This is a genomic window from Alteromonas lipotrueae, from assembly GCF_019249215.1.
GTDB classification, from domain to species: Bacteria; Pseudomonadota; Gammaproteobacteria; order Enterobacterales; family Alteromonadaceae; genus Alteromonas; species Alteromonas lipotrueae.
Genome location: NZ_JAESDI010000002.1, coordinates 1 through 22,173, shown reverse-complemented (window position 1 = coordinate 22,173; position 22,173 = coordinate 1). Strand labels below are relative to the sequence as shown.

Annotated in this window: 25 protein-coding genes and 1 tRNA gene; 12 read left to right on the top strand and 14 right to left on the bottom strand. The window is 45.3% G+C overall.

What is annotated here, in order from left to right:
• From JKP82_RS01895 to argC, 3 genes are read right to left on the bottom strand one after another with little or no spacing between them, the layout of a single operon-like run.
• Positions 1–912 (bottom strand): ornithine carbamoyltransferase, encoded by a 912-nt coding sequence (locus tag JKP82_RS01895; RefSeq protein ID WP_218395620.1) that lies wholly within the window; start codon positions 910–912, stop codon positions 1–3.
• Positions 909–1,715 carry an acetylglutamate kinase gene (gene argB, locus JKP82_RS01890; protein ID WP_159528339.1) on the bottom strand — a complete coding sequence of 269 codons (807 nt, stop codon included), beginning with the start codon at positions 1,713–1,715 and terminating at the stop codon, positions 909–911. Before argB ends, JKP82_RS01895 begins: the two co-directional genes overlap by 4 nt.
• Positions 1,715–2,728, bottom strand: a complete 1,014-nt coding sequence (gene argC, locus JKP82_RS01885; RefSeq protein ID WP_218395618.1) for an N-acetyl-gamma-glutamyl-phosphate reductase — start codon at positions 2,726–2,728, stop codon at positions 1,715–1,717. The genes argB and argC overlap by 1 nt, the downstream gene beginning before the upstream one ends.
• 526 nt (positions 2,729–3,254) lie before the next feature.
• Between argC and JKP82_RS01880 the strand changes: the two genes are divergently transcribed.
• A complete protein-coding gene (locus JKP82_RS01880; protein ID WP_159528343.1) occupies positions 3,255–3,665 on the top strand; it encodes a methylglyoxal synthase in 411 nt (136 codons plus the stop codon).
• A 65-nt stretch (positions 3,666–3,730) separates the two neighbouring features.
• Here JKP82_RS01880 and JKP82_RS01875 read toward each other — a convergent pair whose 3' ends face one another.
• Complete coding sequence (locus JKP82_RS01875) at positions 3,731–4,567, bottom strand: hypothetical protein (protein ID WP_218395616.1); 837 nt, start codon at positions 4,565–4,567, stop codon at positions 3,731–3,733.
• A 159-nt stretch (positions 4,568–4,726) separates the two neighbouring features.
• Here JKP82_RS01875 and JKP82_RS01870 point away from each other — a divergent pair, with 159 nt between their 5' ends.
• Complete coding sequence (locus JKP82_RS01870) at positions 4,727–5,476, top strand: flagellar basal body L-ring protein FlgH (protein ID WP_218395614.1); 750 nt, start codon at positions 4,727–4,729, stop codon at positions 5,474–5,476.
• A gap of 12 nt (positions 5,477–5,488) precedes the next feature.
• Positions 5,489–6,679 carry a flagellar assembly protein T N-terminal domain-containing protein gene (locus JKP82_RS01865; protein WP_218395612.1) on the top strand — a complete coding sequence of 397 codons (1,191 nt, stop codon included), beginning with the start codon at positions 5,489–5,491 and terminating at the stop codon, positions 6,677–6,679.
• 53 nt (positions 6,680–6,732) lie between these two features.
• Here JKP82_RS01865 and JKP82_RS01860 read toward each other — a convergent pair whose 3' ends face one another.
• The gene (locus JKP82_RS01860; protein ID WP_218395610.1) at positions 6,733–7,557 is read right to left on the bottom strand and encodes a Spy/CpxP family protein refolding chaperone; all 825 of its coding nucleotides are present in this window, start codon (positions 7,555–7,557) and stop codon (positions 6,733–6,735) included.
• Between the two features lie 248 nt (positions 7,558–7,805).
• On the opposite strand from JKP82_RS01860, the gene JKP82_RS01855 reads away from it, so the two are divergent.
• The 4 genes from JKP82_RS01855 to trmL all read left to right on the top strand — a co-directional run bounded on the left by JKP82_RS01855 (position 7,806) and on the right by trmL (position 11,500).
• Positions 7,806–8,546 carry a response regulator transcription factor gene (locus tag JKP82_RS01855; RefSeq protein ID WP_159528353.1) on the top strand — a complete coding sequence of 247 codons (741 nt, stop codon included), beginning with the start codon at positions 7,806–7,808 and terminating at the stop codon, positions 8,544–8,546.
• The gene (locus JKP82_RS01850; RefSeq protein WP_159528355.1) at positions 8,543–9,913 is read left to right on the top strand and encodes an ATP-binding protein; all 1,371 of its coding nucleotides are present in this window, start codon (positions 8,543–8,545) and stop codon (positions 9,911–9,913) included. The genes JKP82_RS01855 and JKP82_RS01850 overlap by 4 nt, the downstream gene beginning before the upstream one ends.
• A 72-nt stretch (positions 9,914–9,985) precedes the next feature.
• A complete protein-coding gene (locus JKP82_RS01845; RefSeq protein ID WP_159528357.1) occupies positions 9,986–10,951 on the top strand; it encodes an alpha/beta fold hydrolase in 966 nt (321 codons plus the stop codon).
• Between the two features lie 84 nt (positions 10,952–11,035).
• Positions 11,036–11,500: a tRNA (uridine(34)/cytosine(34)/5-carboxymethylaminomethyluridine(34)-2'-O)-methyltransferase TrmL gene (gene trmL / locus JKP82_RS01840; RefSeq protein WP_218395608.1), complete on the top strand. Its 465-nt coding sequence runs from the start codon at positions 11,036–11,038 to the stop codon at positions 11,498–11,500.
• Between the two features lie 60 nt (positions 11,501–11,560).
• Here trmL and gpsA read toward each other — a convergent pair whose 3' ends face one another.
• The 4 genes from gpsA to JKP82_RS01820 form a co-directional block, all read right to left on the bottom strand.
• Positions 11,561–12,565 (bottom strand): NAD(P)H-dependent glycerol-3-phosphate dehydrogenase, encoded by a 1,005-nt coding sequence (gene gpsA / locus JKP82_RS01835; RefSeq protein WP_218395854.1) that lies wholly within the window; start codon positions 12,563–12,565, stop codon positions 11,561–11,563.
• An 11-nt stretch (positions 12,566–12,576) separates the two neighbouring features.
• Entirely contained in the window at positions 12,577–13,083 is a 507-nt protein-coding gene (gene secB, locus JKP82_RS01830) for a protein-export chaperone SecB (protein WP_218395606.1), read from the bottom strand.
• A 62-nt stretch (positions 13,084–13,145) separates the two neighbouring features.
• Positions 13,146–13,406 carry a glutaredoxin 3 gene (grxC, locus tag JKP82_RS01825; protein ID WP_159528361.1) on the bottom strand — a complete coding sequence of 87 codons (261 nt, stop codon included), beginning with the start codon at positions 13,404–13,406 and terminating at the stop codon, positions 13,146–13,148.
• 12 nt (positions 13,407–13,418) lie between these two features.
• Positions 13,419–13,844 carry a rhodanese-like domain-containing protein gene (locus tag JKP82_RS01820; protein WP_159528363.1) on the bottom strand — a complete coding sequence of 142 codons (426 nt, stop codon included), beginning with the start codon at positions 13,842–13,844 and terminating at the stop codon, positions 13,419–13,421.
• A gap of 311 nt (positions 13,845–14,155) precedes the next feature.
• Here JKP82_RS01820 and JKP82_RS01815 point away from each other — a divergent pair, with 311 nt between their 5' ends.
• Positions 14,156–15,256 (top strand): murein hydrolase activator EnvC family protein, encoded by a 1,101-nt coding sequence (locus tag JKP82_RS01815; protein ID WP_373996582.1) that lies wholly within the window; start codon positions 14,156–14,158, stop codon positions 15,254–15,256.
• 43 nt (positions 15,257–15,299) lie between these two features.
• Here the strand turns inward: JKP82_RS01815 and JKP82_RS01810 are convergent, their stop codons facing one another.
• Positions 15,300–15,632 carry a hypothetical protein gene (locus tag JKP82_RS01810; protein ID WP_218395604.1) on the bottom strand — a complete coding sequence of 111 codons (333 nt, stop codon included), beginning with the start codon at positions 15,630–15,632 and terminating at the stop codon, positions 15,300–15,302.
• 302 nt (positions 15,633–15,934) lie between these two features.
• Between JKP82_RS01810 and JKP82_RS01805 the strand changes: the two genes are divergently transcribed.
• Positions 15,935–16,777: a divergent polysaccharide deacetylase family protein gene (locus tag JKP82_RS01805; RefSeq protein ID WP_218395602.1), complete on the top strand. Its 843-nt coding sequence runs from the start codon at positions 15,935–15,937 to the stop codon at positions 16,775–16,777.
• Between the two features lie 332 nt (positions 16,778–17,109).
• Positions 17,110–17,538: a MerC domain-containing protein gene (locus JKP82_RS01800; protein ID WP_159528371.1), complete on the top strand. Its 429-nt coding sequence runs from the start codon at positions 17,110–17,112 to the stop codon at positions 17,536–17,538.
• Between the two features lie 83 nt (positions 17,539–17,621).
• Here the strand turns inward: JKP82_RS01800 and JKP82_RS01795 are convergent, their stop codons facing one another.
• From JKP82_RS01795 to rsgA, 4 genes are all read right to left on the bottom strand, one after another.
• On the bottom strand, positions 17,622–18,311 hold the full coding sequence (locus tag JKP82_RS01795; protein ID WP_159528373.1) for a glycerophosphodiester phosphodiesterase: 690 nt from the start codon (positions 18,309–18,311) through the stop codon (positions 17,622–17,624).
• Positions 18,312–19,196 carry a DMT family transporter gene (locus JKP82_RS01790; protein ID WP_218395600.1) on the bottom strand — a complete coding sequence of 295 codons (885 nt, stop codon included), beginning with the start codon at positions 19,194–19,196 and terminating at the stop codon, positions 18,312–18,314.
• A gap of 3 nt (positions 19,197–19,199) precedes the next feature.
• Positions 19,200–20,150: an archaetidylserine decarboxylase gene (gene asd, locus JKP82_RS01785; protein ID WP_218395598.1), complete on the bottom strand. Its 951-nt coding sequence runs from the start codon at positions 20,148–20,150 to the stop codon at positions 19,200–19,202.
• Between the two features lie 168 nt (positions 20,151–20,318).
• Positions 20,319–21,365, bottom strand: coding sequence for a small ribosomal subunit biogenesis GTPase RsgA (gene rsgA / locus JKP82_RS01780; protein ID WP_126872918.1), 1,047 nt, complete (start codon positions 21,363–21,365; stop codon positions 20,319–20,321).
• Positions 21,366–21,449: 84 nt separating this feature from the next.
• On the opposite strand from rsgA, the gene orn reads away from it, so the two are divergent.
• Positions 21,450–21,995 (top strand): oligoribonuclease, encoded by a 546-nt coding sequence (gene orn / locus JKP82_RS01775; RefSeq protein WP_013785622.1) that lies wholly within the window; start codon positions 21,450–21,452, stop codon positions 21,993–21,995.
• A 104-nt stretch (positions 21,996–22,099) separates the two neighbouring features.
• Positions 22,100–22,172, top strand: a tRNA-Gly gene (locus JKP82_RS01770).
• The last annotated feature ends 1 nt before the right edge of the window (position 22,173 follow it).

Sequence of the window (22,173 nt, the reverse complement as noted above, 5' to 3'; positions counted from 1 at the left end):
TTAGGCACTTAATAATTGAGTGAGAATGGCGTTTTGGCCATGCATTCTATTTTCGGCTTGTTGCATTAGTAACGACTTGTCGCTATCAATCAACGAACCTGTAATTTCTAGGTCGCGGTGTGCCGGTTGGCAGTGCATTACATAGCTTGCACCGGTAGATTCCATCAGCGCTTCATTGACCTGATACGGCATAAATTTCGCTTTAATATCAGCCAGCGGCGTTTCGTCACCCATCGACAACCAGGTATCAGCGTAGATCACATCAGCGCCGTTTGCAGCGCTAACGTCGTGGCTTTCAACGATGGTCGCGCCCGTTTTTTCGGCAAGCTTTTTAGCATGCGCGACAATCTCGGCATCACATTCGTGACCTTCTGGCGTAACCACTACTTGATTGCAGCCTAATAATGCACCTGCAATTAACAAAGAGTGGGTTACATTATTGCCATCACCAATGTAGGCCATGGTAATGCCTTGGGTCTTACCAAAGCGTTCGAATACGGTGAGGTAATCGGCTAATGCCTGACAAGGGTGATACTTGTCGCAGAGTGCGTTGACTACAGGCACTTTAGAGGCAGTAGAGAACTGCTCTAACGTGTTGTGAGAAAAAACTCGGGCGACAATAGCATCTGCCCAGCATGCTAGATTAGCCGCCATATCGACCGCGTCTTCACGGCCTGCAAGTTTTCCACCTTGGCTATCTAGATACACCATGTGGCCGCCTAAGCGATTAATACCAATATCGAAGCTGACACGGGTACGCAAGGAAGGCTTTTCAAACAAGGCGACTACCGATTTTCCGGCTAATACATTGCTGTAGCTCGAAGGTGATTGCTTAATTTCAACAGCCAAATTCAACAGCTTATGCATTGCTTCGGGTGTCCAATTGGAAAAAGTCAGTAGGTCTTGTTTCATAATGCGTCTCCTAGTACGCCATGTTCCGGTGCTTGCGATGTAGGTAATACCTGCGTGCCCGTATTCTTATTTAAAATATCAGTTATGTCAGCCGTCCAGCTAGCAATATAAACCGGGTGTCCAAGGGTATTGGCAGACTGCAGCGCGGCGTCTACCTTAACTTTCATACCGTCGGTAATCACCCCTGCATGTGCTAGCTCGGTAATTGAATCGTGATTAAGCACTTCAATGAGTTGCTTGTCAGCATCAAGTACACCATCAACGTTCGATAGCAACAATAATTCAGCATCAAGCAACTCGGCAACGACAGTGGCGGCTTGATCTGCGTTGATATTCAACAAACGCCCTTCAGGACTACTGCCAATTGAGCTTATAATCGGTAATGTGGCTTGCGCTAATGCACTCTTAAGGAAAGAGGCATCGGCAGTTGAAGGAATGCCCACAGCGCCATATTTCTCAGCCATCGGTTGGCACACTACCATATTGCCATCAAGTAAAGAAAGACCGACGGGCGTTAATCCTGAGGCAATCGCCGCAGCACATAACTGTTTGTTTGCAGCGCCGGCTAATGCACCACAGATATAAGGCATATGCTCATCCGGGGTAACCCGCAAACCATCAATTTTGGTGCTTGCCAAGCCTAAACTTGCCATGAGGGTTTCAACCAAAGGACCACCACCGTGAACCACGGCGACAGGGCGTGATTGGCTGACGTGTTTAATGCTTAAAAATAGCTTTTGCATAGCGGCTGCGTCGTCTAGCAATGCACCGCCCACTTTTATTACAACGGGTGAACTGTTCATTATTGCACGAGTCCTGTTTCAACCGGTTGGGCAGTCATAATGTTAAGGCACTGAATCGCCTGGGATGCTGCCCCTTTCATAACATTGTCGATGGCTGCCGTCACTACTGCATAACCAGATGTTTCATCAAACTTCCAGTGTAAATCAACAAAAGGCGTATGCGCCACATCGTCAATTTTAGGGAAGCTTTCGCGTAATCTTACCAAAGGCGCATTAGCATATGCTTCGGTAAAGGCGGCATCTAGTTGAGCGCTAGTCACTCCCTTATTTAACTTAACCGTAACAGTGGCAAGTATGCCCCGTTTAAAGTTGCCTAAATGAGGAGTAAATATAACCGGCGTCGCTAAATAGGCTTCAATTTCTGGCGTATGGCGATGACCAAGCACACCGTAAGCTTGCAAGCTAACTTCATAGAAACTTGACGTTAGACTGGCTTTTCTGCCTGCTCCCGAGACACCCGATACCGCGTTGATCACAGGGCGAACCGCATCATCTAATAGGCCATTTGCAGCCAAAGGTTTCAGTGCTGACAAGCTCGCAGTTGGGTAGCAGCCAGGTACTGCAATGATATCTGCTTGTGCAATATCGTCTTCGTACCATTCCGCCAGACCGTATACCGCCTCGCTCAAACTGGCTTTTGCGGTATGAGGGAAACCATAAAACTGCTCAAAAACTTGGGTGTCTTTAATTCTAAATGCACCAGATAAGTCGAGTATTTTTGCTTTGCCCGCAGACAAAGTTTCCATCCAGTCGTGGCTAGCTTCATGCGGCGTTGCTAACAATACGAAGTCCATCTCGGCGGCCAGCTCGACTAATATGTCATTACTAATAGGCGTCAACGTATAGTTGAGGTGGGCTAGATTGCCATGCAGAGCCGCAATGTTTTTGCCCGTATCAGCGCTATTTTCAGAGACATAAGTACCCTCAAGCGACAAAGCAGGATGTTGATGAACTAATTGAACTAGCTGTGCGCCGGTGTAACCACTGGCACCAATAATCGAAACGTTATACATAATGAAAAATTCAATAAATGGAGAAAAAAATCACTTTTTACCTTTGTAAACTGATTTGGCGTAATCCTTTGCCTAACCGCTACCACATTACAAAGGTAAAAAGTGTGCTACCGAAAAAGCATATTCGCAGACAATCGTCGTCGCAAGCCATGCAATGTGCAGCTATCCAGGGGAGAGGTTAACTCTTTTACGTTCCCAGTATTACTACCATGAACGAGAGTTGGTTGTGTCATCAGTGCTTCCTGTGTCTGTATCAACCCTAAAGTGGGTTGGATGCCTTAACCGTCACCTAGTTTACTTATATGGAATATTTATGCAATAAAAATGTATAAATATTTTAAGTTTTCAGCGCCGAAGAATTGGCACGAAATAGCTTGTGAGGAGTTTTGTCTATAGTAGCCACTGAGATATGACATAATGTTGACAATTGAGTGTATAAAACTGAATATTTATACTAATTATCGCATAAATCGGCGAAGATACGGATTATCCATGGTTAAACAAACGACAGTTGGAATTTCTAAGTATGAGTAAACTTACCGTTGCGCTAGTCGCTCACGATCATAAAAAGCCTGAATTACTGGCATGGGTTCATAATCATATCGAAATAATGAAACAATGTGACCTAGTGGCAACAGGTACTACAGGCGGGCTCATTAGTGACGAAACCGGACTAGTAGTAAAACGGTTTAAAAGTGGTCCACTTGGCGGCGATCAGCAAATTGGTGCATTAATCGCTGAAAACAGACTTGATGCGCTGTTTTTCTTTTGGGATCCGTTAAACGCAGCTCCTCACGACCCTGATGTTCGCGCACTATTGCGATTATGTTCAGTGTGGAATGTGCCAGTGGCATGTACGCCAGCCACCGCCGATTTAATGGTAACGTCACCACTTTTCTTATCGTCTGAATACAAACCAATTAAGCCCAATTTTTAAGCGTGGCGGCGCTAGCCGCCGCTTATAGCTCTCGTACGTTACCTCCCCAAAGTTTGCGTAACCCCTTAGCCACCAGCTTGTCGACGTACAAATTCATAAACGTCACTGGCAGGTGTTGATGATGTCTCGCCATCGGCCTCATCTATCATTAGGCTATTTTCACCTGTGCTTTCAGTGGCCGTATTACCATTTATTATTTGTTTGCCCGCATCCCATAAATTAGTTGAGATACTCTTACCGGTAAGCCCCTCTACAGTTAGGTCGACGGCGTTATAAAGTAATCCGCCGAGGCCACCATATAAGAAGCTGCCTGCCATACTGGATGCCGCCGCAATATGGCTTGATGTCGTCGCCTCATAAATATCAGACACAACTGGCAAGTGGTTCACAATATTTAGTGCGTCGAACCCGTCTTGAAGCCCCAGCCCGTCCTCACCAAATGCCGATGTCATCATGCTATCGAACATCGAGGTTGTTTCGGCATCGATTTCAGTACTTGCTGCTTCTACAGAAGTTGAAGTGGTAGTTGAAATAGCAGCGCTGCTTGATGCTTGTGTTTCGGTATCGGTTGAAGACGTTGATGCTGCCGCAGTAAGCGCCGCGAAGACATTATTTTGTAGCGCACCAAGCAATTGGTTTTGCATTAGACTAATGGCGTCATCAGGGACGAGGTTCGATAACAAGCTGGTATCAAATTGACTTGTACTAGTACTGCTTTGTGAATCTGACGTTTCGTCATTGCTAGCTTCTTCATTTGACAACAAAGCGGCAAACATAGACGGCAAAGACTGGCTAGTTGTTGCCGCTTCCTCTGCCGTATTCGAGGTGGAATTGTCCCCCGTTAATGGTACTGCTGAAAGCAACGAATTTATTGTGCCTTGTGTCGATGTTTCAATGGCCATAACTCCCCCATACCCGCAGGCATATCATTGTTTTGTAAAGGTTTTGCAAAGTTACTAAAGAACGTATTTCGTGTGGAAATTATTCGTTTAAACTTGCTCCTGTTCGGGTCATGGATGGCATTTAATTAACATTATTTTTTATTTCCTTCAGAGCACATTATGAAAAATCGATGCCAGAAAGTGTTTCTTGCCATAATCTTTACAATGACCGGTTGCGCCCAAACGGTTTCACAAGAAGAAGAAGTGGTGGCAAGCAGTCCAACTAACCCAAAAGTAGAGCAACGAGCCATCTCGCCTACCTCTGATAACCCTGCGCCCGGCGATCCCACTTATGCTCCACCGCGGGCTTATCCTGTTGAACAAGTTCGTATTCCTAGTGGCTCTTTGTTTAACCCGGAGCTAGCCATGGGTTTATACCAGCGCCATAGTCAGTACAAAGTGGGCGATATGATTCTAATAAAACTGGATGAGACCACCCAGTCTGAGAAGTCACTTGATTACAACCAAGATAAAAACAGCACCTTTGATATAGAACCTTTAACTGTGCGGGTAGGGGGAATTCAAATTGAAGGCGATGATCTTGAAGTAGACCACGGACGAGACAGTGAATTTACCAGTTCGGCTCAATCAAGCCAGTCAAACTCATTGCAAGGCAGCATTACGGTTTACGTCACCGCCATTACGCCTGCGGGAAACCTGCTGGTCACAGGGGAAAAATGGATAACCATGAATAAAGGAAAAGAATACATTCGCTTTTCTGGTGAAGTACGCAAGCAAGACGTTGATGAAAGCAATACAGTGGTGTCTTCAAAAGTAGGCAACGCACTCATTGAATATAGTGGAACCGGTGATTTGCAAGAGAATCAAGAGCGCTCTGTGATAGACAAATTGTTCGCAATATTCGGTTAATAGGTGAAAAGTATGAAAGGCTATCTTCGTCTGGGTATAGCACTATTAACGCTGTGGCATGTCCCGGCCATGGCGATATGGGTACAAGGTGAAGCAAGTCTCAATTTTACCGGTGCAGACTTAGATTCTGTGCGCCCTACAGTGATTAAAAATGCTATCGCGGATGCGTCTTACAAGAGCGGAAGTGTTATTGCTGCCGAAGATGTTCTAATCAATGGGTTAATACTCAGCAGCAAAGCCGAGCTTCGTACAGCAGGCCGAATACAGCGGGTTGAAATCATTAGCGAAAGCGTTAAAGGCAATGTCCTATCGGTAGTGGTGAATGTCAATCTAACTCCCTTGTTTGATTGTGAACCCAATCGTTTTCAAAAGCGTTTGCTGGTGACGCACTTTGCCTTACTCGACTCACGACAGGCGGCCACAGGCGGTATTTATAATATTGGTAAACACATTACACAACGATTTGCGCAGCAACTGAAAAATACCGCGGATACACCTAATGTCATGCAGATATCACAAGCCATGACTAGCGCCGATATGTGGTCTGCCGAAGCACTTTCAGGCGTAGAGTTACAACAAAAATCGACTTACTTACGCGATACCTATGGTCAGCAGTTCGCACTATTCGGCTACATTAAAGATGTAAGTCTGTTTGAGCAAATAGCACAAAGTGAGTCCTTTTTTAGCAGCGACGAGGTAGCGGTTAGGCGCAACTTTACCCTTCAAGTGTTCGTGCTAGATACCTTCAGGCAACGTATCATTTATAACGACAGTTATCACAGTGAAGCAGATTGGGAGTTTGAAAATAGCTATCAAGTCGATACTAACAACAGCTTATTCTGGCGCAGTGAGTATGGGCGAATGGTATTAAACACCGTAAATGCAGCAGTAACCGATATATCTGCCGCTATTACCTGCGAGCCTACCTTTGCGCGCGTGGTTAATACCAGTAACCAGCAGTTGATTGTCGATTTAGGTCTTGCCCAAGGTATCCGCGAAGGCGACAGCTTTCAGTTGTACAAGCAGCAGTCGTTACCGGTACTTTTATCACCAACTAAGAGCGTTATGTTACCGGTAGAAGATGGACAATTCGCCATTACCCATTTAGGGGATGAAGTGAGTGTGTTAAAGGTTGAAGGCGCAGAATCGGCAGTTCACTTATATGACATAGTGTCGCCAGTACAAAAAAAAGACGCAAACTAAAGTTTGCGTCTTTGCTTATGTTCCATGTTGTTATCTTTTTCTAGCGAGTAGTGTTAATTATCGCTGAACAAACGGCGAAGCGCGTCCACATTTTCTCGCCTTTGCTGTAGCTCAGTTTTCTGGGCGTCGGTAAGTACCGCAAACGTGGCTTGTTTATGAGTAATATTTTCTATTGCTGCATTAACGAGATCATCTTTATATTCAGCGTAAAGTGCATCCCATGCAGATTCGGAGAAATTGCCACTTCGCACAAGGGCTTGCTCAGCGTCTCTGAGTTCATCCAGTGTCATTTTAAGTTGAAAGCGGGTTTCACGAAAAGTGGCGTTTAAGGTTTCAAGTGATGCTAACTGCTCGTCAGTCAGTTGAAGTGCTTCAAACGGCGGTCTAAGGTTATTTAACGGGTTACCTCTGCGGGCCCCAAATGGCTTGCCTTGCGGTCTATTTTGCGCTTCATCTTGCATTGAGCTTCTTCTGGCATCCTGTGCTGATTTTTGCTCAGAAAGTAACGCGCGCTGCGATTCGGTTAAAAGTCCATAAATTGCATTGCGAAGTTCTGCACTAGCAAAATGATGCGATTGTTGTTTCAGTATTCTGGTTTCTACAAGGCTACGAATTTCACTTTCTGAAAGGGTAGCGAGGTCGGGCTTGTCTGGGTGCTCCGGCGAGGCGTCTGGGCGTTCATGATTGGCTTTAAACGCGGTAACAAGCTTTTTCACCTCATCCATTTGCTCTGAAGAAAGAGAAAGGCGGCTTAAGGTTTTGATCATTTCCATCCCAGGAGCATGATCACGCATTTTGGGGCCTTGAGGGGCCGCATTTGCGCTGTGGGCTAGGGTAAAAGTGGTCGCTAATAACCCAGCAATGAGAATTGATTTCACGGGCGTCTCCTTTGTATTCGCACCCCAGAATATTACTAGCTCTGCGGCCAAAAGCAGTCAACGCATTGTAAAGCTTGTGTAAAGTTTGAACCATACGCAGATTCTATCGGTCACAAAGTTTATCATTTCCATCGTTTGTGTGTGGGAATGGCTAGGTCGTCGCTCGTTGCGTTTCCTAGTTTTTTAACGCAGCGCGCAGTATTTAATCGTTGTCATTCCTCTATGCATTATACTTGGGTATCCGAAAGATGAATCAAGCCGTCGTAGGTTTCAAAAACATGAGTTCAGAGTTTCATTTGCAGTCCATTCTTATTATCGATGATGATAATGAACTAACTGACATGCTAGCCACCTACCTTTCAAGTATGGGGTATCAAATTCACGTCAGTAATGACGGGCAGTCAGGGTTGGCGGAAGCGACGGCCGGCGGTCATTACGACCTTATTCTGCTTGATGTTATGATGCCTAAAATGGATGGCTTCGACGTACTTAAAAAGTTAAGAATAAGTCATGCTACACCTGTGCTTATGTTGACGGCGCGCGGTGATGACTACGACCGCATTCTAGGGTTAGAGCTAGGTGCCGACGACTACTTGCCAAAGCCGTTCAATCATAGAGAGCTGGTCGCGCGAATTAAAGCCATATTCCGTAGACTAGCATTGACCAACAGCGGTGGTACTATTGAGCAAGACTTGGTTGTGAATGAATTGTTTTTAAGCACCAGTAGCCAAGTCGCCAAAGTCGGTGAGGTTGAAATGACCTTAACCAGTACAGAATTTTCTATTCTTCGGTTGCTTATGCTAAACACAGGAAGCCGAGTGACGAAAGAAGAAATCAGTTTGAAGGTATTAGGTAAATCTCTTCAAGCGTTTGATAGAAGTATCGATATGCACGTAAGTAACTTGCGCAAAAAAATAGCCGCTATTAGTCATATTGAAAAAATTAAAACCATCCGCGGCGTGGGTTATATGTTGCTATCTGGTCAATGACGTTTTTTCGTAAAATAAATCCTGCTCGCGCCATTATGGGGCGCTTGTTTTTATGGTTTTGGGCTACCTTTATTGTTACCGCTGTGCTGGCTGGGTGGGGAAGTCGTTTTTTCTTTGAAGAGCTTCAAGTCAATAGTGCATCGCCAAAAGAAGTTAGCCAGCTAGAAAGAGTTCTTGAGGGGGTCTCTCGTGATCGCTCTATTCGTACGCCGCTAAGGATGGTTTTAGACAGGAATGCGCGGGGTGTGAGAGGCAGAATTATTGCTGTGGATGTTGATTCCGGCATGGTAATAACGTCAGGAGGACCGCCAATCCCCCAAGATGACAAACGTGACATAAAGCGCATCATAGATCAAAAAGTGCCCATCACACTAAATCGTGGCGCGCTAAAAATTACAGGCCCCGTTTTTTTTGAGCGTGATGGACGACGTTTCGGGCTTTTCTTAGCAAAATTTGAGGGCCCTAGCGAAAATGCGCCGCCTTTCATATTGTTTCTTTGTATTGCCATCATAACTACCTCTTTACTGTCATGGTTGTTCGCAAAATCGCTCACCCGTCCTATTCTGCGAATTCAGAAATCTGCACGCTTGTTATCCGGTGGACACTGGGAAACGCGTATCTGTAACACGGATAAGCGCCAAGACGAGCTAGGCCAGTTGGGCAGAGATTTCAACTCTATGGCCAATCAATTAGAGAAAATGTGGAGCGCTCAAAAGCGCTTGCTGGCAGATATATCCCATGAACTTCGTTCTCCATTGGCTCGATTACAAATGGCACTTGGCTTGGCACATCAGCAAAATGTAGACCCAGCCTCGCTGGCGCGTATTGAGCGAGAGGCCGAGCGTATGGAAGCCTTAGTGACGCAATTGCTGGAACTGAGCCGCGCTGAAAACGGGGTAACTACCTTCTCGTCTTATTCATTATCTTTGTTGTTTAGCGACATTTTTACCGACGGGCAGTTTGAAGCCGCGAATAGCAACAAAGCCCTCGATATCGATGAAATACCCAAGTTGACCGTGTTGGTAGACCAAGTTTTACTTTGCCGAGCGGTAGAGAATGTATTACGTAACGCCATCCGCCACAGCGCATATTTAACGACGGTTGAGTTTAACGTTACAGAATCGGAGTGGGCAGTGACCATTTGCGACGATGGTGAAGGTTTATCAAGTGAGGAGTGCGAGCGGGTATTTGCCCCTTTTTATCGTGCAACCTTAGCCCGAGAAAGAGCCTCTGGCGGGGTGGGGTTGGGCTTATCCATTGCAAAAGCTGCTGTAGAATTGCATCATGGCGCTATTAAAGCAGTGACAAGAGAAGAAGGTGGCTTATGTGTCACACTGTCCTTCCCTCGTAAGTTAGAAAACCGTTAACGCGCATAGCTTCGCACTGCCGTGTAGCGTTCAAATCATCACTGCGTCACAATTCTATTAGGATATGCTTCTATGAGCTGGACGTTTACGTCAGAGCAAGACTTAGCTTCAACGTTTGCCACTGCAATTAATCCTTTTTGGCAAACTTCTGTCACCCTTGGCGAGTTTGTTGGTAAAGACAGTATTGATGTACGCTACGCGTGGTGCATACCAGAAAACCCGAAATCCACGGTAGTGATCAGTTCTGGGCGTATCGAGTCGTACTTAAAATACAAAGAGCTCATGTTTGATTTGTACCAAAATGGCTTTGCAGTTTTCATTCTTGATCACCGAGGTCAAGGGCTATCGGGGCGTATGACTCACGATCCTCAACACGGATACGTGGCAGATTTTGCCGATTATGTGGATGATTTAATCACCTTCGTAAATGATATTGTCATGCCGCGACAACAGGGCGAGTTGCAGTTACTTTGCCATTCTATGGGCGGCGCTATTGGCGCACTAACCCTGTTAAGAGACCCTAGCTTGTTCGACAAAGCAGTACTCGCATCCCCCATGTTTGGTATTAAACCTGCGCTACCAAACTGGTTGGCCAATAGCCTTATAAAGGTTGGGCTTAGTATCAATAAACTGAAAAAGCGCGAGTCGGGTTACTTTTTTGGGCAAACCCCTTATATTGCCTTTCCTTATGCCCTTAATAAGCTTACGCATAGTAAAAACCGCTACAGCTTATTTCGTCAGCTGTATGATGAAGAGCGCCAAATTCAACTTGGTGGTGTAACCACCGAATGGTTACGTGCAGCGCAAGCCGCGATGAATACCATTGAACTCAATGCGGCCTCGATTACTACGCGATCGTTAATCTTAAGTGCTGATGGCGACAGTATTATAGAGAACAAACGCCAACGTCGTGTGGCGGCAAAGTTCCCCAATGCTCAGGTAGAAATTATACCTGTGGCGTATCATGAGGTGCTTACCGAATCGGACGACATTCGCGATGCCGCACTTTCTACTGTATTTGATTTTTTAAGTGCGTAAAATAAAGTAGATGGGCGATGAGCGCCCGTACGTCATATCGCCATTTAAAAGCGTGGCAATTTAGCATTTCGACAGTGAGCCAGCATGTTAGACATCGTACTTTACCAGCCAGAAATTCCCCCCAATACGGGAAATATTATCCGCTTATGTGCCAACAGCGGCTTTATGCTGCATTTGATTGAGCCGCTTGGGTTTGAGTGGGACGATAAGCGTGTACGTAGGGCAGGGCTGGATTACCACGAATTTGCCCACGTTAAGCGCCATGCCTCATTGGAAGCTTACATTGAAACTGAAAAGCCAAGTCGTATTTACGCTTGCACCACGAAGGGCAAAGCATTTCACAGTGACGCTCAATACAAGAAGGGTGATGCTTTATTGTTTGGGCCAGAGACCAGAGGTTTGCCCGACGATGTTATTGACGCGCTACCGCCAGAACAGCGGGTACGTATTCCCATGTTACCCGACAGCAGAAGTATGAATTTATCGAATGCGGTATCGGTTTTTGTGTATGAAAGCTGGCGCCAGTTAGGCTACGACGGCGCGCGCTAGACATAAAAAACGCGCAGTGTTGACGCTGCGCGTTTTATCAATTTTGTATAATTTGTTTAGTTAGGCTTCGTTTTTAAGATCGCGGCCGAGCAAGGTTAATGCGGCTTCTTTGGGCGATTTGCCATGATAAAGCACAGCATAAATCTGCTCGCAAATTGGCATCTCAACACCTACTTTATGTGATAACACATGTACTTCTTCCGTGTTGCGATAGCCTTCTACCACTTGCCCAATTTCTTCAATGGCAGTATCGACAGATTTACCTTGGCCTAAGGCTAAGCCAAATCGACGATTACGTGATTGATTATCGGTGCAGGTGAGTACTAAGTCGCCAAGGCCAGCCATGCCCATAAAGGTTTCCGGCTGAGCACCTAGCTTCACGCCAAGACGTGTAAGCTCTGCAAGACCACGAGTAATCAATGCGGTACGGGCATTCGCACCAAAACCTAACCCATCTGCCAAACCAGCGCCTATGGCAATCACGTTTTTCACTGCACCGCCTAATTGTACGCCGGTGAAGTCTGGGTTTTTGTATACCCTAAACGATTTCGCGCAATGTAGCTTAGCGGCAAATTCGTCAGCGAAAGTGTTGTCGGTGGACGATAACGAAATAGCAGTAGGCAAGCCAGCCACCATTTCTTTCGCGAATGTGGGGCCTGATAATACGGCTAGCGGATAGGCAGTACCCAGAATCTCTTCTGCAACTTCTCGAAGCAATCTGCCGGTTTTAGGTTCAAGCCCTTTGGTTGCCCAAATAATTCTATGGTTAGGCTGCAACAAAGGCTTAATGCTATGAAGCATTGCAGCAAAGCCGTGGCTTGGCACCACCACAAGGATATCTTGGCTTGCGGCAATGACCGTTTCTAAATTGGCATCTACACTAAGCGCATCAGGGAAGGTAGCACCTGGCAAATAGCGCGCGTTTTCTCTACTTGAGGCCAGTGCTTCCATGTGCTTTTCGTCGCGACCCCACAGCAAAGTAGGGTTGCCATTTCGGGCTAAACAAAAAGCAAGGGCGGTGCCATAAGACCCCGCCCCTAATACTGAAACCGAATTCGGGTTCATCATAATGGTGCTTACGCGTCCATCTTAGGCGTTTCGCCTTGTGCTTGCTGTGCACGCTTTTGAACGTAAGCAGCGAAGATAGCGTCGAAGTTAACTGGCGCTAAATTTAGTGGAGGGAAAGTTCCACGGTTCACAAGGTTTGAAATCGTTTCACGTGCATAAGGGAAAAGCATGTTCGGGCAGAATGAACCTAGCGTATGCGCTTTGTTCTGATCTGGCATTTCACCAATGGCAAAAATACCGGCTTGCTGAACTTCACATAAGAATGCAGTTTCTTCGCCAAGTGTAGCGGTAACTGTTACTGATAACACCACTTCGTAAACGTTTTCGTCTAGTTTGTTGGTGCTAGTGTCAATATCTAGCTTAATTTCTGGCTTCCACTCTTTCGTGAAAATAGCCGGCGCATTTGGCGATTCAAAAGAGATATCTTTAGTGAAGATACGCTGAATGTTGAATTGAGGGGCTTGCGCTTGGTCGCCTGCTGCGGCGCCGTTAGTAGTCTGATTATCGTCAGCCATGATATTTCCTGTTTAATTGTCGTTTTACTTTAATGTATTGCGTTGCTTTACGCGCTGACGCGTTATGCTAACCCAAGCATAGGATTTAGTTTTTGCTGTGCTTCTAGTGCCATCATGTCATCGCAGCCACCTACAAGCTTATCGTCGATGAAAATTTGTGGCACTGTCCAACCGCCATTCGCGCGCTCAATCATCACGTCACGCAACTCTGGCTGAACATCAATAGGGTACTCTTGAAACTCAACACCTTTCTGTGCGAGAAGTGCTTTAGCACGATGGCAGTATGGGCAATGGCCCTTGGTGTAAATTTCTACTTTACTCACTATGATCGCCTATTATTTTGAAATCGGTAAACTTGCACTTTGCCACGCGTTCATGCCGCCTTTAAGAACTTTCACATTAGTGAAGCCTGCTTTCGACATCGCACCGGCTGTACCACGAGCTTGATTGCCCATAGCGCATACAACGATAATGGGTTTATCTTTGCTGTTTTCAAGCTTAGCGAAGTTTTTCTCGCGCAATTCTTCCGGTTTTATTTGTCTAGCACCTAAAATGTGCCCTGCTTTAAAGTCTTTTGCCGCACGAGTATCAAAGACAACTGCGTCGTCTTTATTCATTAACAAAGTGGCTTCGTGTGTATTTACTTCTTTGATTGAAGAGGTAAACGTTGAAATGTAGCTAAACACCAACATGCCTACCAAAGCAACCCATACACCAGCAAGTACAATATTATCGCTGGCAAACGCTATTAGCTGATCCATTACTTCTAACCTTGTCTACAGACCATAAAAAGAGTGCAAAGTATATAGAAAAACGGGCGAGAAACCACCCTGCAATAGTCAAGCGTGTCTTGTAATTGTGCGCGGTACAATAGCGGCTTGATATTACAATCAAATTGCACTGGGATTTAATCTAGCCCTCAGATACACTGATACGCTAACTATCATCATGATTGTAGGCGGATTCTGCAATTTGTTTTTGCCACCAATACACCGCTAAAGGCCGCTATTACCTTTTTATGTTTATTCAACGATTTTGCACAATTGTCTGTTTACTTGCTGTCATATTCGGTATGGGTTTAGTCTCATCTACCGTAAAGGCGCAAGATGTTAGCCAAGAGAAGCTGGCAGAGCTACAAGTTGAATTAAGAGCGCGTCAGCAGGTTTTAGAAAATAACAAAGCTAGCGCACAAGAACTTGAGCAAGTACTCAAGCGCTCAGAGCTTGAAATAGCGAAAGTGGCGAAAGCGTTGGCGCAAAACAAACAGCAATTAAATAGTGTGTTAGCGGAAGAAGAAGCGCTGGTAAAAGAGCAGGAAGGGTTAAAAGAAGCCATTCGCCAGCAACAGTCCTTGCTTTCAAGTCAATTGAAAAGTGCTTTTATGGCGGGGCATTACGACTACGCCAAAATGCTATTTTATCAAGAAGATGCCCGTAATTTCGAACGGGTCATTACGTATTATCAATATTTGGCAAAAGCACGTCAGCAAGAAATTACCCGATTTAGAGACAACGTGGCTCGCCTTGAAGCGGTAACCGAAGAGCTTGCTGATAAAGCGGAATCTTTGCTTGCCCTTCGCAAGACACAAGAAAGTCAGCGCGGGGTGTTACTCACTCGCCAAGATGATAGAAAGCAAACCTTAGTAAAACTCAACAAAACCATTGCCAGTGAAAGCGGACGAATTGCCACCTTGCAGGCAAATGAAAAGGCTTTACTTGATGCTATTGAAGCTGCCCGTATTGCCGCTGAACGCGCTGCGGCTAGAGCTAAGGTATCACTAGATGGGTTAGCCAAGTTAAAGGGTAAGTTGTCAGTGCCTGTTGAAGGTCACATTCGTAAACTCTTTGGCAATCGCAGGCAAGGACAAGTGCGCTGGAAAGGTATTATTATCGATGGTTCGGAAGGCGAAGCGGTAAAGAGCGTGGCATCGGGCAAAGTACTTTATGCCGATTGGCTTCGCGGGTTTGGTTTAGTGGCCATTGTCGATCATGGAGAAGGTTACATGAGTGTTTACGGGCACAACCAAGCGTTGTTGAAACAAGCTGGCGACGATATTCTTTTAGGCGAAAGTATTGCCTTGGTAGGCAGAAGCGGCGGACAAGATTACCCTAATTTGTATTTTGAAATACGCCACAAGGGAAAAGCGTTAAATCCCACCGCTTGGTTTAACTAATCGCCAAGCACACTACACTGCGAAAAGTTAACTTTTTCCGCGGTTACACCGTTATCGAAAATGTTGAATTGTCAGGTAAATTCGATGCTTCTTGTTGCGGTGGAGGCGGTGGTTTACCCATTCCCGCTAATTCAGCAATATTCTTACCTTCAAATCCAGCACTGCTTAACGCGGTATTCAATGATTTACTTGGCTCAATACCAGCCTCTTTGAATTGCTCTACAATAGAAGCCGCATCTTCGCTTGATAGGTTTTCGGGATCGTAAGATGACAGAATAGCACTCACGGACTCTTTTTGTGTATCGCTAAGTGCTTTGCCTTCAGGGCGAGGCGACATGCCAGCTTGCATGGCCGAGCTGTTTACAGAAGAAATCATAATTACTCCACAATAATTAGTATACGTTTTAACCTTATCGACTATTAAAGCGGAAATTGAGCTTAGTGGTCACTCTTTACGCAACCTTTACATGCTAACAACTGCTCAGCAGTGCTTGTTTCCTTTTTGTAAATTGGTATGCTGCATTAATGCTGGTTCAACGGAGCCAAGATGTAGCCAAACTATTGTTGTCAGGCTCAGCTCTTATTAGGCTCAGTTCTTTTTAGGCATAGTATCTCGTTGTTAATATCAGCAGTGCGCGTGGAAATAATAAAATCAATAATGGAAGTGAAGAAACGTAGATGAAGGTGCTTTGGCGTCTGTGTATTTTATCGTTAATTTTAATGAGTAGCTTTACCAGTCATGCTGCTGCGTCAGCGACTATCCCAGTAAAGCCTCGTGTTATTATTATTCTTGATGATCTGGGTTATAGAAAATCAGATATGGCGGCATTTGCGCTTCCCAGTGAAGTGACCTTTTCCATCCTTCCGCAAACCCCTCTTGCGCAAACTATTTCACGTAAAGCAGAGCAACAAGGCCGCGCTGTCATGTTACACATGCCAATGCAATCGACCAGTGGCAAAGCCATGGGACCCTTAGGGTTATCTACCGATATGTATCCTGCTGCCATTACTCACACGCTAAGAGCAGCACTTAAAAGTGTGCCAAATGCAGTGGGGGTTAACAATCATATGGGCAGTGCATTTACGGTTGAAGAGCCTGCCATGCAAACCATTATGGAAGAGATAAAGCGCCAAGGACTCTTCTTTGTAGATAGTCGAACCAGCGTAAATACCACAGCGCAACAGGTGGCGGATAGAGTGGGGGTGCCGAACGCAAGTCGGCAGGTGTTTCTTGATAACGATCGCTCAGTAGCATCGCTTAGTAAGCAATTCGAATACACAAAACGATTGGCTAAACGAAACGGCACCGTTGTGGTTATTGCACACCCTTATCCAGAAACTATTACCTTTTTAGCGCACAGTTTGCCTAGCCTCGCTAACGAGGGGATCTCTTTAGCGTCGGTAAACGATTATTTCACACAGGTGGCTAATACCTCCTATAGCATCTCCAATAACGCTTTGGTAAAAGAGGTTCATCAAAAGTCGCTGTTAGAAACCGAAGCGGCCGCGCCTAATGAATAGCCCTTGTTAGTTTCATTGAAGTAATAAGCGCTACCTTTTTCTTCCTTTCTGCTTTTTCCGTGATTAGCCGGTCGACATTTAATCTTTTAATAATCAGCCATTTCCGGACCTGAATCTTCACTTATGGCATTTTGTTCTGTTAAAGATTTAAAATATCATAGGGGAAAGTTTCGCATTCCCTTTAAAATGTTATATTATAACGTCTCTGGCAGAGTTACTCTGCGTCTACAGTGCACGTGCGGCTATTGTTAATATAAGCAATGCCCTTAAGACTAAAGCGCATGTGTAAAGTGGCGTGTTTTAAAGTTTTTGATGTTGTAAAGGTACAGTAAATGAATCCGGTAGATGACAATCCAACAAAATTAGACAGACTTGGCATTTGGGTGTCGAGCTTGTGTGCGTTGCATTGCCTAGCGCTGCCTGTTGTTGTGCCATTATTGCCACTTATTGGTTCATCGTTTTTCGCACAGGTTTGGTTTGAACGTACTATATTAACCATTTCGTTATTTATTGGTGCGGTTGCACTTATCGGCGGGGCCACACGCTATCACGGCCGTTATTATCCGTTGGCGTTGCTGTTTACGGGAGGTGCAATTTATTGGAACAAGAACATGTTTGGTGAAGCCTATGAGCCGTTCACCATCGCTGTGGGGGCTTTACTTATTGTGGCAGGGCATTGGATTAACATGCGTTTGTGCCGTCAATGTAAGTGCTGTAAAGAAACGGTATTCTCTAATCACTTATCTACCGAAGTAGAATAGCCGCTTCCGTAAGCTAACTGGCATAAATTTTTAACTCAAGCTTTACGCCCCAAGCTTTAAAAATAACGCTAAATTTTAGCTTCCTAACCCAGAACTCGCTTTGCAATATCCGGCACGTTGGTAAAAATACCGCTCACGCCCCATAGCTTCAATTGCAGCATATCTTCTGGCTCGTCTACCGTATAAACATACACATCCAATCCTGCTTGCTTCGCCGCATTCACAAAATCAGCATTCACCACATCTAACGCAATATTAATCGATTTCGCTTTAAGCTGACGGGCACAGTACGTTGCATCAAGTGCGTAGGTGGCGGTTAATGCGCCAATAGCCACCTGTGGCCATAATGCGCTTATTTCGGCTAGCCAATGGTGATTAAACGAAGAAATAAGTAAGGAATTTGAGTTTATCTGTGCATCTTCTACTGCACACTTTACGTCTTGCACCCAGGCTTCAGCATTGCGCAAGTGCTTCACTTCAATATTACACAGCGCACCATCTGGTACGGTAGCCAGCACTTCTTCCAAGGTAGGAATAACTTCACCTTCCCCAGCATCTAGCTGCTTTAAATCCGCCAGTGAAGTTTGTAATAAAAATCCTGAACCGTTTGTGGTGCGCACAAGGGTTTTATCGTGAAATACTATAATGGCGTCATCATGCTGGTAGGTGTCGAATTCTATACCATCAGATTGCTGCTCGAAGGCTAGCGTAAATGCTTTAAGCGTGTTTTCAGGCGCAAGCGTACTCGCGCCCCTGTGGGCAATAATAAGCATTTAGTCGCTGTCCTTTTCTGACTTACCGTGTAGCTTATGGGTATTTAAGGTTTCGTAGATAGATGCTGAGGTGATAAGAATACCACCTAAAAGTGTGCTTCCACTGGGGTTTTCATCCAGCAGCAATACGGCAAGAATAACCCCGTAGAAAGGCTGCATACAGGCAATCAGCGAAAAAGTTTTAGCGCGTAAATGCCGTAAACTTGCCGCAATTAGTGCATGTGGCAACGCGGTAAAAACCGTACCTAATAGCAAAAGCATTAACCATGCACTCATCGGGGCATTTGCAATTTCATTACTGCCGGTAGGTAGCAGGAAAATAGCAATCACTAAGGTTTGCCATGCCATGGCTTTAGCGCCACTGTATTGTTTGAAGTGTTTTCGATGTATTAGGTTTCTGAACGCGTAAAGCACCGCAGAACCTACGCCAATCAGCACCCCTAAAGTGATGTCATTATCCAGTGACGTTTCAGGCACAATAAAATAGACGCCTGCAATAACGGTCAGCGCAGATACAATATCTTGCCATACCAAGCTTACTTTTTCGAAGAACGGCTCTATCAGTACCGTAATCACCGGAAACGTGAATAGTGCAATCATACCCACCGACACACTAGAGTATTGCATTGCGGCGAAGTAGGTTACCCAGTGCAGGGCCATCAAGATACCTAGCCCTATGGCTATCAGATAATCTTTGCGGCTTGCCAGCGTCAAATTTTCGCTAGAAAATTTTAGAAAGAGAAATAATGCGATACAGGCAAATACCGATCGCATTAGCGTGATATCACTGGCACTCAGGGGCACTAAATGTGAAAAAAGTGCGGTACCGCCCAACAATGCAACGGTAAAGTGCAGTGATATCAAACTTCGTTTTACTGCATTCATAAACTAGCTTGTTGTCGCTTGCGTGCCTAAATCAGCGCTTGCGTCATCGCCAGTGTTATCGCCTAAATCAGCGCTCGCATCAGTATTTACTGGCGCGTTCGTAACAAAAGCCATAGGTTCACCTAGGCGAGTTATTTGCCCAGGCGCTAATGCATCAAAATCTATCATGTCTTTTTCGAAACATACCACAATGGTAGAGCCTAGTTTAAAGCGACCTAGTTCGTCACCTTTTGCAAGGTGAACGCTCGCTTCGGTATCTTTCTCGTAAGTCCAATGTTGTACATTTTTACCGGTAGGCGGCGATACAGTACCTGCCCAAACGGTTTCTATACTGGCAACAATCGTAGCACCCACTAGTACCATAGCCATTTTGCCTACGGGCGTATCGAATAACGCCACAACGCGCTCGTTACGGGCAAATAAACTTGGAATGTTTTGTGCGGTAAGCGGGTTTACAGAAAACAACTCACCAGGCACATAAACCATGTCGGTAAGCGTGCCCTCTACCGGCATATGAATGCGGTGGTAGTCTCGAGGGGCTAAATAAATGGTGGCAAATTTTCCGTCTTTAAACGGCGCCGCTAAATCTGGCTTACCGCCTAATAAGCTGGTTAGGCTGTAATCGTGTCCTTTAGCTTGAAATATACTGTCAGCTTCAATGTCGCCAAATTGACTTACCGCCCCATCTACCGCTTGAATTAACACGTCTTCTCGTGGGTCAACGGTGCGCACTTCAGGTTTTAGTGGGCGAGTAAAGAAGGCATTGAAACTGCGATAATGCGCAGGATCTGAATGCAATGCCTCGCTCATATCAACATTATATTGCTTGATGAAAAGCTTGATAAGAAACGTAGTGAAACCACCAAGCTCTGCTGCCGCTAATTTGCCTACTAGGCGAGACAACAAATGTTTAGGGGTAATGTATTGTAAGTTTATTTTAAGCCAGTCCAGCACGAAAGCTCTCCATTAAAAAGACAGGTTAATTGTACCCTAACTTATAAGCGCGTAAGCAACTTTAAGATTATGTATGCTACAAACTTGGAATAAGCCAGAAAGGTTGGGCTTGTTGAAGTCGTGTCTATATTCTGTTTCAACAAGCCAAACAAAGCGTAAATATAAGCCTTATGCGCCAGGTGGTTGGCTGTGGCTCGGACGTTGCTCGTCCATGGTGGTTAATATTTTGTGGTAGCTAGCAAAACGCTCGGCATTAATCTTACCTTCTTCTACGGCTTCCCGAAGAATGCAGCCAGGGTCGTTAAGGTGTTTACAGTCACGGAATTTACACCCACCTAAGTAATCCCTAAATTCAATAAAGCCCCAAGTAATGCGTTCGGTAGGAATGTGCCATAAGCCAAACTCACGGACGCCTGGAGAATCTATTAAATCACCGCCAGCCGGTAAATGCAGTAGTTTGGCTGCGGTAGTGGTGTGTTGGCCTAAGCCTGAGTTATCTGATACTTCACCGGTGAGTATGTCGGCACCAGGTAATACTTTATTAATTAAGCTAGATTTCCCTACACCCGATTGACCTACGAAAACACTTACATTGTTATCAAGATAGGCATTAAGTTCATCAATGCCTTCACCGGTCTTACAGCTGGTGAAAAGCACTTCATAACCTAAATCGTTATAAACCTTTAATTGTTCATTAATGGTTTCTCTTTCGCTTTGTGAAAGGAGCTCCACTTTGTTTAAAACAATAAAAGGGGTAATGCCAATGTCTTCACAAGCCACTAAATAGCGGTCGATAATGTGCGTAGAGAGTGATGGAAGGGTAGCGCTTACCACAATAATTTTATCGATATTAGCCGCAATGGGCTTTATGCCGTCGTAAAAGTCGGGGCGAGTGAGGACTGAATGGCGATCGTTAACTATTTCAATAACACCACGTACACTACCAGAGTCGGCATCGTCGCCTTTACTGAATAGTACTTTATCACCACATACCACAGAGTCTACTGTGCGGCGGATATGACACCGTGACACATTGCCCTCGGCGTCTTCAACATCGGCATGTTTGCCAAAGCGACCCGTCACAACGCCGCTCATTAGTTGGCTTTCATCTACTGACGTTTGCTTGTTGTCACCATGCTTATCTTGCAGCCGTTTGCTTCTGTTAGCTGCGACTTGGCGTTTCTGTCTATGTGTAAGTTTTGGTTTTTTCGCCACGATTCTTTTCTAGTTCACGTATACTGCGCTTATAATAACGTTTGTAGGGCATGGTTGCCATGCCTCAGTACTAAGAGGAAGCCGATGACAAAGCACGACAGTAATTTAGTGTGGATTGATATGGAGATGACAGGGCTCGATCCAGAGACTTGTGTGGTGATGGAAATTGCAACCATAGTGACAGATGCACAGCTAAATGTGCTTGCTGAAGGCCCCGTTATTGCAGTGCATCAGCCTGATGATGTACTTGATAATATGGATGAGTGGTGTACGCGTGTACACGGTGAAACTGGGCTTACTGCACGTTGTCGAGCCAGTTCGGTGAATGAAGCTGAAGCCGCCCGTCAAACAATGGCGTTTTTATCTGACTATGTTGATGCCGGTAAATCTCCTTTGTGCGGAAACACTATAGGGCAAGACAGACGCTTTATGGTGAAGTACATGCCAGAGCTAGAAGATTACTTTCATTACCGCAGTATTGATGTGAGCAGCGTAAAAGAGCTGATTAAGCGATGGAAGCCAGAAGTATTAGATGGATTTGATAAAAAGGGGGTTCACCTAGCCCTTGATGACATTCGCGAGTCTATTGAAGAAATGCGCTACTATCGTGAGAAAGTGTTCACGATTTAAGCGGGAAAGGTGCGTTTGTACAAAAAAATCCAATTAATGGTTGCCAAATAAAATTATTTTTGTACAATGCGCACCACTTCAAAACGAAGTGCCTTTTTTTGTATGCGGGAATAGCTCAGTTGGTAGAGCACGACCTTGCCAAGGTCGGGGTCGCGAGTTCGAATCTCGTTTCCCGCTC

Coding starts and splice junctions, on each gene's coding strand:
- JKP82_RS01895 (WP_218395620.1), bottom strand. CDS start 912: ATGAAACAAGACCTACTGACTTTTTCCAATTGGACACCCGAAGCAATG.
- argB (WP_159528339.1), bottom strand. CDS start 1,715: ATGAACAGTTCACCCGTTGTAATAAAAGTGGGCGGTGCATTGCTAGAC.
- argC (WP_218395618.1), bottom strand. CDS start 2,728: ATGTATAACGTTTCGATTATTGGTGCCAGTGGTTACACCGGCGCACAG.
- JKP82_RS01880 (WP_159528343.1), top strand. CDS start 3,255: ATGAGTAAACTTACCGTTGCGCTAGTCGCTCACGATCATAAAAAGCCT.
- JKP82_RS01875 (WP_218395616.1), bottom strand. CDS start 4,567: ATGGCCATTGAAACATCGACACAAGGCACAATAAATTCGTTGCTTTCA.
- JKP82_RS01870 (WP_218395614.1), top strand. CDS start 4,727: ATGAAAAATCGATGCCAGAAAGTGTTTCTTGCCATAATCTTTACAATG.
- JKP82_RS01865 (WP_218395612.1), top strand. CDS start 5,489: ATGAAAGGCTATCTTCGTCTGGGTATAGCACTATTAACGCTGTGGCAT.
- JKP82_RS01855 (WP_159528353.1), top strand. CDS start 7,806: ATGAATCAAGCCGTCGTAGGTTTCAAAAACATGAGTTCAGAGTTTCAT.
- JKP82_RS01850 (WP_159528355.1), top strand. CDS start 8,543: ATGACGTTTTTTCGTAAAATAAATCCTGCTCGCGCCATTATGGGGCGC.
- JKP82_RS01845 (WP_159528357.1), top strand. CDS start 9,986: ATGAGCTGGACGTTTACGTCAGAGCAAGACTTAGCTTCAACGTTTGCC.
- trmL (WP_218395608.1), top strand. CDS start 11,036: ATGTTAGACATCGTACTTTACCAGCCAGAAATTCCCCCCAATACGGGA.
- gpsA (WP_218395854.1), bottom strand. CDS start 12,565: ATGAACCCGAATTCGGTTTCAGTATTAGGGGCGGGGTCTTATGGCACC.
- secB (WP_218395606.1), bottom strand. CDS start 13,083: ATGGCTGACGATAATCAGACTACTAACGGCGCCGCAGCAGGCGACCAA.
- JKP82_RS01820 (WP_159528363.1), bottom strand. CDS start 13,844: ATGGATCAGCTAATAGCGTTTGCCAGCGATAATATTGTACTTGCTGGT.
- JKP82_RS01815 (WP_373996582.1), top strand. CDS start 14,156: ATGGGTTTAGTCTCATCTACCGTAAAGGCGCAAGATGTTAGCCAAGAG.
- JKP82_RS01810 (WP_218395604.1), bottom strand. CDS start 15,632: ATGATTTCTTCTGTAAACAGCTCGGCCATGCAAGCTGGCATGTCGCCT.
- JKP82_RS01805 (WP_218395602.1), top strand. CDS start 15,935: ATGAAGGTGCTTTGGCGTCTGTGTATTTTATCGTTAATTTTAATGAGT.
- JKP82_RS01800 (WP_159528371.1), top strand. CDS start 17,110: ATGAATCCGGTAGATGACAATCCAACAAAATTAGACAGACTTGGCATT.
- JKP82_RS01795 (WP_159528373.1), bottom strand. CDS start 18,311: ATGCTTATTATTGCCCACAGGGGCGCGAGTACGCTTGCGCCTGAAAAC.
- JKP82_RS01790 (WP_218395600.1), bottom strand. CDS start 19,196: ATGAATGCAGTAAAACGAAGTTTGATATCACTGCACTTTACCGTTGCA.
- orn (WP_013785622.1), top strand. CDS start 21,450: ATGACAAAGCACGACAGTAATTTAGTGTGGATTGATATGGAGATGACA.